The following is a 12,463-nucleotide window of genomic DNA, read 5'->3' as shown; positions in this document are numbered from 1 at the left end:
TGCCGCATACGTGCCTTGTATTGTTCGATGTGAGGCCGAACGGTCCATTGATGCCAAAATAGTTCCATATTGGGATATTTTCGTGCCAAAAGGCCGACTCGCAACGGCTCCAACATGATGTCGTTCCCCCGCCTTTTTTAAGGTTCGGGGCGGGCCAACCTGCGGTAAAGTGGAAGATCCCGGAAAACAGATCGATTCCCAAGAATAAGGCAGGCCCCGTTAAACCCAGGGGCAAAATCAAAGCAGATCGGGAAGCCCCTCCCCAACATCCTTCCTGGGCACTGTTTCTGGGAAATAGCAGGACAGAGCCGATGAGCATATAGCCCCTCCTTGGATCTAAAGCCAGTACAGTCTTCCCTAAGGCCCGTCTTCAACACCTCATTATCTCATCGCCATAATATAGCTGAGGAATTCCCCAAGTGATCGCCACAAAGGCCATACCCAGTTTTAGTTTGTCCACATCCATATCAAGTTGGAGCAATAGACGATTTCCACTAAAACTTTGTTGCCTCTGGACAGCTGCGGACTATATCTTCTACAAGGGCCTCATAAAGTTCATGTATATCGCCATTGTCGCCAAAAGCCTTGGTGATAGCAAAATATAAATGACAATCACATACCATTGACGTTGGATTTATATCCATCATTGGGCACCATAATTGTTCCAATAAGATTAATAAGAGGCTCTTCCCATCAAACATTACTATTACCTTTACAAATAGAAAGTCTCTTTGACAAATAATATTAAAATTTGGTTCACAAATCGTCAACATAGCAAAGTGGGCCATTGCAGGATGGTGATATCTACAGGGTTTTAAGGTTTAGGTTCCGAACCCAGTCAGGTCACTTTTAAGAGCCAGTAATTATTCAAAAAAGTCTGTAAATCGTCGATTTACAGACTTTTTTTCTTATTTCTTTTGATTTCAAATTGAATCCTTGGGAACCCATTCCAGGGAGGACACTTCCACCACATTTTGGTTTTAAATATTCATAATTAGACTAGACTAAACTGATTTTAACCGACACACTAGATTGTGACCGCAAATAGCAAATAAAAAGGTGCATTTGAAGACCTATACTTCCCACCATAAGAATATTTAATTCCCAATCAACGCAAGTGATATAACCCAAAAAGTAAAATTAAAGGAAGCAAAAATTCCAAACTTCATTGGTTTTAAGTCTGCCCGTACCAAGTTAGCTAGATATTTCTATTATTCCAATAAATCGCTCCACGAACTATCGTCATTTACCAACTGCTCTACCCACTGCGTAAGGTTCACACCTTTAACTTTGTATTTCCAACTCTCTACGCAATGCGAACTACCATTGATGAAAAAACGTTTAAAACGATTCGGGTTTTTTGCCTGAATTTTTCCGGATGTAGAAAGTAAAAGTGAGCTATATGAATCAGGTGTCATCCGAAGATAATCTTCTCCGATAACCTCATCTTTATAACTGGAGTAGAGACCAATTTTTAAATTCGAATCGTACCGGAGCATCCAGTCATACAAATACATCATCTGGTCCTTGCATTCTGCACAATTATCTGGCATGAACGCATCATATTTCCATGTTTCTTGAACTAGTTTCTTGGTCGTTTGATCCGCAGGATCTTGCAAACCAGGACCACTTTCATTGAGGACATAAAATTGGGTGTCGGGATATTGCAACCTAAGTAACATTGTCGCAAATATTGTCCCGTAACCTCCAGCACTACAACCAGTAATCAGCATTTTATCCACATCAGGGTAAAGCTTTTTAGTCAGAGCCACTGCTGCTGAAGTTGACCGAAAACCCCAAAACCAATGGTCTTCTTCACCATCATTATCATAATCTGCTGCATTATCACCAGAATGGACGCTGCCGTCACAGTATGGTGCAAAAACCGTATTCCAGTCATTTAGCGAACCATCGATAACGTACCCAAGTCCATCTACATAACCAACATCCTCGCTAGATATTTCCGTTTTGCACTCATCGACGCCAGGCCAGCAAGCGCCTCCACCTTGCATATAAAAAATTACATTTTTAGACGCTTCACTTTTATGTTTTACTGCAGTGTAATATTCAGTACCAAAAATGCACCTACAGTCATCCGTGTTATAATAATAGTTATCCCAATCTGGATTTATCTCGTTAATTTTTTTTTCTGAGGGTTGGATATTAAAATACTTATCAAGACTTAGTTTTTGTAGCTCTTGAACGATGGTGTTGGTTTCATTGCTTGCTGCCTTATTCTGTCCTTCACTTCTTTCACAGCAAAGTGACAGTATGAGAAGAGAACCCATACTGAGAATTGATGTTTTCATAATGCTAGATTTTATTTTCATTTTTTGGCTTTTTGGTGGATTTTATGAACAATTCTTACCATTGTTACAATTGGTCCAATATTTATTTACCTACAATTACTAAGATTTACCATTTTGTTAACCTAAACAATTGTAATTTGACTCTTAGGTTTCATTATAGTAAACCAATAATCTGTAATTTACCCAACCACCTAATCCAATTGTCCTGGTAAATAACAGGAATCAATACTAATTAACGTTGTTTTATTTCAAGCACCTCCGTGTAACGAATTAAAGTAATTCACAAAGGTATTCTATTCTTTTAACTTTATAATATATTATTAAAAAGAGTTAAATATATTGATATTTCTACACTCTAATTTCCACATACTTCTTGTTTTAGTTATGCATTTCTATCGTGAAAATCTTTGAAAAGTAATTTCATTTAACAGGAATTCTGTATTAATCTTATGAGTCATGGGCGCTGTTCCAACCTCCATTCTTCGGATTTTGTTTGAAAGACTTATTTGACGTTTAAGGCGCCGATGGCAATGCTTTTGCAAAAAAAGTATCAGCATAGGCAATTTTGATAGTTGCCACTTCCCATAGTAAAATTTAATTTTCCACTTTTTGATTTTGTTTCTTTTCTCATTCAGAAGAGATAAACTTAAATTGTATCGATGAAGTTTTCTTTAAATGGTAAAATAGTTCTCATTACAGGTGGTGGCAGCGGTATAGGTAAAGCTATTTCCAAGACACTGGCAGAATACGGAGCCTTTGTGAACATTTTGGAATTGAGCTTGGAAAGCGCCATAAAAACTGTTGATGAAATTCGCAGTCAAGGTGGAAAGGCCGAAGCCCACCAATGTGATGTTTCCAACCAAAGTGAAGTTGCCAAATTGGTCCATAGCATTGCCCAATCCAACACTATTGACATTCTAATCAACAATGCGGGGATTGCCCATGTTGGCAACATTGAAGAAACCACGGAAAACGATTTGGACAATTTGTACAAGGTAAACATCAAAGGCGTTTACAACTGCATCCATTCCTGTATAAAACATATGAAGAAAAAGGGCGGGGTAGTCATCAACATGGCCTCTATTGCCAGTAATGTGGCAGTCGCTGACCGGTTTGCCTATTCCATGACAAAGGGAGCGGTACTCACCATGACCTATTCCGTGGCCAAAGATTATTTGGAATATGGCATACGATGTAATAGCATTTCCCCGGCAAGAATACACACTCCCTTTGTGGATGAATTTTTAAAGAAAAACTATCCGGACAATGTAGATGAAATGTTTGAAAAGCTCTCCAAAACCCAACCTATAGGACGGATGGGATCTCCTGAAGAAGTGGCTAATTTGGCGTTATATTTATGCTCGGACGAAGCCTCATTTATCACAGGAACGGATTTCCCAATTGATGGAGGTTTTATCAAACTCAACGGATAGTCTCCAATGCAAATGAACGTTTCACTTTTAGAAATACGAAATGACTGTCTAAGTAATTTGTTAGGTAGTACCAATAAGTTGAAATAATGGATTTAGGTTTAAAGGATAAGGTAATCATTGTCACAGGTGGTTCAAAGGGTATAGGGAACGGTATTAGCCATGAGCTTGCCAAGGAAGGGGCTATCCCTGTAATTGTGGGAAGAAATAAGGAAAATGTACTTGATGCGGTGAAGAAAATAGAGGAAGTTGGGGGAAAAGCCTTTCACGCTTTTGCAGAACTCACAGATCCTAAGCAATGCAAGGCTGCGGTAGAGGCCGTTGTAAATAAATTTGGAAGAATTGATGGCCTGGTCAACAATGCAGGGGTAAATGATGGTATCGGTCTTGAGAATGGCAACTATGAAGGTTTTTTGGAATCCATCAATCGGAATTTAACCCATTATTACATGATGGCGCATTGTGCGCTTCCCCAACTCAAAGAAAGCAAGGGAGCCATTGTCAATATAGGTTCCAAAACCGCTGAAACCGGTCAAGGGGGGACATCTGGATATGCAGCCGCCAACGGTGGAAGAAATGCCCTTACCCGAGAATGGGCGGTGGAACTTTTACCCTATCAAATTAGGGTGAATGCCATTATTGTGGCTGAATGCTATACCCCCTTATACGATAGATGGATCAGGACTTTTCCGGAGCCTCAGAAAAAACTGAAAGAAATCACAAGTCGTATTCCTTTGGAAAACAGAATGACCACTTCAGAGGAAATTGCCAGCATGGTAGCATTTTTGTTATCAAATAAATCAAGCCACACCACTGGTCAACTCATTTATGTGGATGGCGGATACACCCATTTGGACCGCGCTTTACTGAATCAATAACAAACCAACAAACTAAAAAACCAACAACCTATAATTATGGAACAAAAACAAAGAATCCCGGTAGTTGCCAAAGCGTTTCTTTTACCATTTATTCTTGTTACCAGTCTATTTTTCCTTTGGGGTTTTCCAAATGATCTTACCAACCCCATGGTGGAAGTTTTTAAGAACGTACTTAATATTTCCAATGTAAAAGCCTCGTATGTGCAGCTTGCATTTTATGGTGGATATGGTACCATGGCCATACCTGCAGCCCTTTTCATCAGAAAGTACAGCTACAAATCCGGGATTGTTTTAGGGCTTATCCTGTTCTCGGCAGGAGCCCTGATGTTCTACCCATCGGCGCTTTTGGCCAGTTATAACTTTTTCTTGGTATCTTTTTATATCCTCACCTTCGGATTGGCTTTTTTGGAAACCACTGCCAACCCTATGATTTTGGAGCTGGGAGATCCCAGGACCGCCACGCAACGTCTGAACCTATCCCAGGCTTTTAATCCCATGGGAGCCCTATCTGGACAATTGGTGGCCCGACTTTATGTGGTTGATCGGCTAGAAACAAAAATTGGGGCAGATGCCTCCTCGTTGGCATCGTCTGCGCTGTCCGCGGAACAACAACAGCAAATGGTAGAGCATGATCTATCCGTAATTAGTGCGCCTTACATTGTTTTGGGATTTGTGGTCTTGGCCATACTATTGGTATTCTTGTTCGTAAAAATCGATAAAGGCAGCAAAACTGTTGAAAAATTGAACTTAAAAGAGACTTTTTCAAGACTCTTTTCCAATAAATCCTATTATGAAGGCGTGCTTGCCCAATTCTTCTATGTGGCCGCGCAGATCATGGTGTGGACCTTTATTTATCAATATGTGACCAACCTTAATGCTTCAAGAGGAGCAGATGAACAACTGAATGCCGTGGTCTACGCCGCTGCCTCAACCATTTTGTTCCTAACGGCCAGATGGATATGTACGTTCTTATTCAGATATATCTCATCAGCCAAGCTCATGCTTATCTTTGCCATCCTTGGAAGTGTGCTTTGCACCGGAGCCATCGTCCTTAGTGGAATGGTAGGCTTGTACTGCTTGGTAGGGGTTTCCTTTGCCATGTCCTTAATGTTCCCTACCATCTACGGCATTGCGCTTAAAGGGATGGGCGACGAGGCCAAGATTGGTTCAGCTGGATTGATTTTGGGAATTGTGGGGGGTGCCTTGATGCCGCCATTGCAAGGACGGATCATTGATATGGGAGGAACCGGTCTCAGCGATGTCAAATTGTTCGGATTTATTCCGGAGGTCAACTTTTCGTTCGTTTTACCCTTGGCCTGTTTGATTTTGGTTGCGATCTATAGTTATCGTTCCATGAAAAGGCAACGCTTGGAAACTGCTTAAATAAAACATCATGAGTACACAAAGGTTTGCGTTGGCCTTGGATTTAAAGGATGACCCAAAATTAATTGCGGAATATAAAGCATACCATAAAAAGGTTTGGCCCGAAATAGAGGCCAGTATTAGGGATGCTGGCATTGATTCCATGCAAATTTACCTAGTGGGCAATAGGCTTTTTATGATCATTGAGACTAACGATTCCTTTTCTTTCGAACAAAAATCCAAAATGGACGAAAGCAATTTCAAGGTTCAGGAATGGGAAGATTTGATGTGGAACTATCAGCAAGCCCTACCCATGGCCAAACCAGGTGAAAAGTGGATGTTGATGGAAAAAATATTCGAGCTTTAAGCACCCTTGGACAAGGTTAACTAAACCTTACAAACTCTGATATAGTTCGTTTAAATCCAGCGGGTCGTTCATTTTCTTTTGCAAGGCTATCAAATCAGTAAATAAACTTTCAACAAGAGCTTTGTTTTCTGGCATCCCAGCCAAATCATGCATCTCGAGAGGATCTTCTTCCAAATTAAACAGGAGAAGCTTATCTATTTTGGGATACACAATGAGCTTGTATCCGCCCTTTCTAATCATCCGCTGCGATGATTTTTCAAATGCACCATACACCCCATCAGTCAAATTCCCGGTTTGGGTCTCCCCTTTGGCCAAAGGCAACAAACTATTGAATTCTACATATTCTGGTTTCTCAATTTGGGCCAATTCAAGACTGGTGGCCATGATGTCCTGTAGATAAACATCCGTGCTGATTTTCTGACCTTTGGGAATTTCTGGCCCCACTACCATTAGAGGCACTCTAATGCTGTGATCAAACATGCTTTGTTTGCCCAACAATCCGTGATGTCCCACAGACAGTCCATGATCTCCCGTAAAAAAGATATAGGTATTGTCCAACTTTCCAGAAGCTTCCAGGGCGTCCAAAATCTTGCCCACCTGCTCATCCAAATGAGTTATAATGGCATAATATTCCTTTAAATGGGTTTTAATGGCAAAAGGTGTTCTGGGGAATGGGCCCAAAGCTTCATCCCGCATGAAGAAATTGCTGTTCATGGCATCTCCATATGGGTATTCAGGAAGCCAGTTTTCCGGTACTGGAATGTCCTCAATATCGTATCGGTCCAAAAATGATTGTGGAGATTGCCGCGGATCATGAGGCGCATTGAACGCCAAGTACATAAAGAATGGATTATCTTTTTGGCTCGTATCTTCTAGAAAATCAAGTGCATCATCCTTGATTACCTCACTCCAATGTTTACCTCCTTCCCAAAACCCTTTGAACTTGGGGTCTGATGGTGACCATAGGGTATCGTTTTCATCCACGGGTCTAAAATAGGCTGGTGGCATCAGGGGTTTTACATCCTTTCCTTCTCTATAGGCCTTGTGAATTTCCTTCCAATCGGCTCGACTTCTCAAATCATCCGGCATCCCAGGGCGAATGTGACGGGCTGTATCAAATACGTAATCGGCAGGTGCGTTCACATGCCATTTTCCTGTCATATAGGTGTTATAGCCTTTGGAAGCCATCAGTCTTCCCCAGGTATTGTTGAGTGCCGTAGAGTCTTGTTCTCTCCATTTTGAGGTGATATTATGTGCATTCCAAATTGAAGCACCTGAAATAATCATAGATCTTGAAGCCACACAGATGGCACCGTTCCAACCACCCATGTTGTAGGCATGCGTAAAAGTGGTTCCATGATTGACCAACCGATCCAGGTTGGGCGTTTCAATCACATCGTTTCCCAAGGCATGTAGCGCCTCATAGGTATAATCATCTGCAAAAAGAAAGAGGATATTTGGGGTACCACTGTCTTCTTTGGGTTGCTCTTGGCAAGCTCCCAATACAAATGCAATCACCAGTACACTAACAAGTTTTTTGAAAATCATTTTAAGGTTTTTTGGTTATTTCGATAGGGTATTCTATACGTTTTTCTGTGGATTTATCCCATGGCATCTGAGCCTCAACCTCAGCTAGATAGTTGGAAAGCAAATGAACCATTTCTTCCTTTTTTGCTTCGTTTGTCATGGCTAGGTTTTCGGTCTCACCAATATCTTTTTCAAGATTAAAAAGTTCAATTTTTCTATCAATATGATGATAAATCAGTTTCCAGGCACCCTTTCGCACTGCACTATAGGGCGGCTGATCATAGGTGTTGGGAAAATGCCAATACATTGGACGTTCTGTGGGATAAGTACCATTTCCAGAAAGCAATGGCACTATACTCATCCCATCAACACTTTTTTGGGCCTCCTCTTTCAGTCCCGCAATTTCCAAAAAGGTGGGGAAGATATCTTCAATAATAAGATATTGGTCATTTACAGACGCTGCTTTGGTTATTCCTGGCCATTTCACCAGCATGGGTACTCTGACTCCTCCTTCGTATGGAGTTAGTTTATGGCCTCTCAGCGGAAGATTCTGGGCAGTTTGTTTTGGAGATCCATTGTCCGACATAAAAACAATGATCGTGTTATCCGCAACGCCCAATCGTTCCAGGTTTGCCCTAATATCCCCCAAAGATTTGTCCATTCCCTCAATCATGGCTGCATAGGTGGCATCAAATTCGTTAAGGCCTGCATCGATATATTTTTGGTAATAACGATCGTCCTTTTCCCAAGGAGCATGTATGGCATAGTGGGACATATAGAGATAAAATGGTTTTTTCTCCTCTACCGCCTTGTCAATGGCCTTATTGGCCTCTATCGTCAAGGCCTCTGTTAAAAATATGTCCTCCCCATGATACTTTTCCAAGCCAGGAACATCCCAAACACGCATACCGTTTCTCCATGCGGCACTAAAGTTGTACTTCCCTAAGTAACTACCTGGACCACCTGCTGCATGACCCGCAATATTGACGTCGAACCCTAGATTCAGTGGATTTTCTCCTGGAGTTTCCTTGGCCCCAAAATGTGCCTTGCCCACATGAATGGTTTTATAGCCCTTAGTTTTCAATAATTTTGGAAGGGTTTGTGCATGAACTGTTTTATTAATTCCAGCATGGGCACTTAGTCCGTTGACGTTCCACTCCGGCGCCACAACTTTGTCATGTTCGGAATCTGTGGATTTGTCGGGAAACAAAGTCCAATTGGTCACACGGTGTCGAGCAGCATTCATACCGGTCATTAGGCTAACACGTGATGGGGAACATACGGCGGAAGCATAGGCTTGGGTAAATTTCATCCCCTCATTGGCCAATTGTTCCATATTTGGAGTATGGTACATTTTGTTAAGTTGGGTCAACTCTGTATGAAATGGAACAGAAGTGTCTTGCCAACCCATATCATCCACAAAAAAGAAAACAATATTAGGTGGCTTTTGCGCTTCTGGTTTGGATTGACATGATGCCAAAAGAAGCAAAACACTTAGGATAACGAATGAAATTTTTTTAGGAAAACCCATAAACTGTTTATTGGCGCACCAAAGATTTGGAGAAATACAAAGTCGACAAAATTTTCCCATGTTCAACTTAGTCATGGTGACTCCACCAAATTTATCGCTACAGATGGGCCAATTCCACCAAATTATTCACCAAAAGGTGTACTTTATTTGCAGTACCTACGCAAAATCCCAACTTTTCGGGTCACTTTTTCCCAACCATCAGTCATCACCGGACTGGCAGCCCGCTTTTCCAATTCAGTAATCTGCATTGTGGGCGCTGGCCTCTTGGGATGCCTTCCAAAGATGCCATTCGTCCACCATCTGTTGTAGTTGATCAGGTTGGGATTCAGCTAAATTTTCAATTTCTGATGGGTCTTCAGAAATGTTATACAACTCGAAGGTATTTCCGTCGTCATTGCTGTATATTTTGAAGTCTTCACCGATTAGGGCTGCTTGCTTGTTGAACCTGAAGGCCAGGTTCTTTTCTCTGGTATTCACCGTTCCTTGAATCAAGGGCATTAAATCCACTCCATCATAAGGACGATTGAAATTTTTTAAATCTATGTTCAGCACATTGGCAATGGTTGGAAAGTAATCCGATGTAAAGCAAGGGGATTCCAGTTTTTTACCAGTGGGAATACTTCCTGGCCATTCAACAATGCCAGGTACCCTAATACCTCCTTCATGGAGGCTTCTTTTCCTGCCTTTGAGTCCGTTGGTGAGTCCCTGTGTCCTACCCCCTACTTCCCTACCTTCGGGGCCATTGTCGCTTGTAAAGAACAAGATAGTATTCTTGGCCACACCAAGCTCCTTGAGCTTGTTTCTCAATCTTCCTACCTGTTCATCCATAGCGGTCAGTGTTCCGTAATAATGCTGTTGGTCTTCGGATAAATCAGCGTACTGCTTCCTGTAGACTTCCCCAGTCAAGACAGGAAGATGTGGGGTATGAAACCAAATAACACTCAAAAAGGGTTGTTTCTTATCTACAGCACTTTCAATAAAAGGAACTACCCTATCCATAATCACCCGGGAATCATCACCTTCCAGGTTTTCAGTTTCTACTATTCCCGGTGCTGTCCAGTACCGCGTGTTAAAGGATTTTCCGGTTTCCAGTGACGCCGAAACATCACCGGCCGTCTTTGGTGGTGTGATCATGGGATCCCAAGTAGGCACCTTTGATTCCGTAACAAAATAAGTGTCAAAACCATGTTCCGTAGGTGGGGCATAGTGGGCATCGTGCTGTGGTCTTCCTCCACGGTTGGCATCAATCGTATCCCGAGTGAGCGTCCCCAAATGCCATTTACCAAAATGCCCTGTGGTATAGCCTTCTTCTTTAACCAGCTCGGCAAGGGTGATTTCTTCTGATTCTATATGCCCACAATTGGCCGTACAGATGCCGTAGCGTAGCGGATGACGTCCTGTTAATGCACTGCCACGTGTTGGGGAACACACCGCCGAAGCAGCATAAAACCGATTAAACACGACTCCATTGGCCGCCATCTTGTCCAAGTTGGGTGTTTTTAAGAATGGATGACCGTTATAACCCGTATCACCCCAGCCTTGGTCATCGGTCATTATCAAAATAATATTGGGTTTTTCAGAGAAGTGAGCTTCCTTAATGTGGTTATCCCTTTTGTCCCTACATCCAAACAATGCAATGCCAACAATTAGTAGAAGAATAAAAAGTTTTGGTAAGTGTTTCAAACTTTGTGTTTTAAAAGTGGTTTAGGTTGATTGATGCAAAGGATTTGCTATTCATTTTATTTCTTTTATCGATATTCCTCCAAGATATTCTGGAATTGATGCACCAGTTGCTTGACCTCTGACGACTGCTCTTCCAAGTTTAGTGGATTTAGCTCACGTGGATCATTCTTTAGATGGTAGAGTTCCCCACTTTCATAGAATTTCCAGGTTTTGTTCTGCACATATCTTTTGGGTTCAAATTTTCCCCAGTTGGGATCATAATGGCAAAATATCCAGTCACGCGGAGTATAAGCTGCTCCCGTCAATTGTGGATAAAAACTGAGGCCATCCGATTCGGTTTTATCCAATTTGGTCTGGGTGGCCGCCTCCATAATGCTGGGCAGAAAATCTGTAAAGTCAATTAGATTTGGATTTACAGTTCCCTTTTGAATATGCCCTTTCCAATTGGCGATATAAGGGACATGTGTTCCTGCATCCGTTGTATATCCCTTTTCACCCTTTAAAGGTTCATTATTGACTATCGATGTCACATCCCTATCTGTTCCATTGTCCCCAACAAATAAAATCAATGTGTTTTCCCTGATGCCCAGAGATTCGGTTTCATTGACTATTCTCCCCACCAATTTGTCCATATAACCCACCATTTCGCCAAAATGTTTCGGGTCATTTGTCTTTGACTGGGGATCAAACGCTCCAAATTCTTGATTGCTCGGTGTTGGAACAAAGGGATCATGGGTAAGTACCATGGGATAATACACAAAAAACGGATTGTCCTTATTCTTGTGCATAAAAGCATTGATATAGTCCACGAACACATCGGGTCCAAATCCACCCTCAAATTCCTTTGCGCCTTCTCCTTTAATAGTTAACAAGGGATCTTTATATCGAGACCCTCGTTGGTCCACTTGCCATAGACAGAAATCATCAAAACCTGCATTTTCCGGGAGGGATCCCACTTTGTTCCCTGCCAAGGTTTGTTGATGCTCATTGCCCAACAATTGCCATTTTCCGGTAACCAAGGTTTTATAGCCTGCTTCCTGCATATAATGTCCAAAGGTTTTCTCCTCGGGATCTAGCAAGCCGAATCCTATATAGTTTCTGAAATTGTATTTCCCTGTCATCAACTGTACTCTAGACGGGGTACACAAGGGGGTGGAATAACAATGTTCAAACCGCATTCCTTCAGCAGCAAGTCGGTCCAAATTGGGGGTTTTGTAACTGTTACTTCCATAGGCGCCCAAGGTTTCATAACCCAAATCATCCGCCATAATCAAGATAATATTGGGGCTCTGGCTTTTGTTTTTATTGCTGCTATCAGATTTGCATGACCAAACAAGTATTATCAAGCATATACATAGGAGTTTTTTCATTTTGAT

Annotated in this window: 9 protein-coding genes; 4 read left to right on the top strand and 5 right to left on the bottom strand. The window is 41.8% G+C overall.

Annotated elements, in window-relative coordinates:
- Nucleotides 1-1,211: 1,211 nt before the first annotated feature.
- Nucleotides 1,212-2,309 carry a pectin acetylesterase-family hydrolase gene (locus tag FGG15_RS19060; protein ID WP_161992011.1) on the bottom strand — a complete coding sequence of 366 codons (1,098 nt, stop codon included), beginning with the start codon at nucleotides 2,307-2,309 and terminating at the stop codon, nucleotides 1,212-1,214.
- A 659-nt stretch (nucleotides 2,310-2,968) separates the two neighbouring features.
- Between FGG15_RS19060 and FGG15_RS19055 the strand changes: the two genes are divergently transcribed.
- The 4 genes from FGG15_RS19055 to FGG15_RS19040 all read left to right on the top strand — a co-directional run bounded on the left by FGG15_RS19055 (nucleotide 2,969) and on the right by FGG15_RS19040 (nucleotide 6,346).
- The gene (locus tag FGG15_RS19055) at nucleotides 2,969-3,742 is read left to right on the top strand and encodes an SDR family NAD(P)-dependent oxidoreductase (protein WP_138839338.1); all 774 of its coding nucleotides are present in this window, start codon (nucleotides 2,969-2,971) and stop codon (nucleotides 3,740-3,742) included.
- Between the two features lie 86 nt (nucleotides 3,743-3,828).
- Nucleotides 3,829-4,617: an L-fucose dehydrogenase gene (locus FGG15_RS19050; protein WP_138839336.1), complete on the top strand. Its 789-nt coding sequence runs from the start codon at nucleotides 3,829-3,831 to the stop codon at nucleotides 4,615-4,617.
- A 36-nt stretch (nucleotides 4,618-4,653) separates the two neighbouring features.
- Nucleotides 4,654-6,000, top strand: coding sequence for an L-fucose:H+ symporter permease (gene fucP, locus FGG15_RS19045; protein WP_138839334.1), 1,347 nt, complete (start codon nucleotides 4,654-4,656; stop codon nucleotides 5,998-6,000).
- A gap of 10 nt (nucleotides 6,001-6,010) precedes the next feature.
- A complete protein-coding gene (locus tag FGG15_RS19040) occupies nucleotides 6,011-6,346 on the top strand; it encodes an L-rhamnose mutarotase (RefSeq protein ID WP_138839332.1) in 336 nt (111 codons plus the stop codon).
- Between the two features lie 27 nt (nucleotides 6,347-6,373).
- On the opposite strand, the gene FGG15_RS19035 is transcribed toward FGG15_RS19040, so the two are convergent.
- From FGG15_RS19035 to FGG15_RS19020, 4 genes are all read right to left on the bottom strand, one after another.
- Nucleotides 6,374-7,894 (bottom strand): sulfatase family protein, encoded by a 1,521-nt coding sequence (locus FGG15_RS19035; protein WP_138839330.1) that lies wholly within the window; start codon nucleotides 7,892-7,894, stop codon nucleotides 6,374-6,376.
- 1 nt (nucleotide 7,895) lies between these two features.
- Nucleotides 7,896-9,404: a sulfatase gene (locus FGG15_RS19030; protein WP_138839328.1), complete on the bottom strand. Its 1,509-nt coding sequence runs from the start codon at nucleotides 9,402-9,404 to the stop codon at nucleotides 7,896-7,898.
- A 234-nt stretch (nucleotides 9,405-9,638) separates the two neighbouring features.
- Complete coding sequence (locus FGG15_RS19025; RefSeq protein WP_202619601.1) at nucleotides 9,639-11,087, bottom strand: sulfatase family protein; 1,449 nt, start codon at nucleotides 11,085-11,087, stop codon at nucleotides 9,639-9,641.
- Between the two features lie 65 nt (nucleotides 11,088-11,152).
- Nucleotides 11,153-12,457: a sulfatase family protein gene (locus FGG15_RS19020; RefSeq protein ID WP_138839326.1), complete on the bottom strand. Its 1,305-nt coding sequence runs from the start codon at nucleotides 12,455-12,457 to the stop codon at nucleotides 11,153-11,155.
- Between the last annotated feature and the right edge of the window lie 6 nt (nucleotides 12,458-12,463).

Origin of the sequence: Flagellimonas algicola (assembly GCF_005937185.1) — a bacterium.
GTDB lineage: Bacteria > Bacteroidota > Bacteroidia > Flavobacteriales > Flavobacteriaceae > Flagellimonas > Flagellimonas algicola.
Note: the sequence above shows the minus strand (reverse complement) of the source record. Positions and strands in the feature narration are given on the sequence as shown.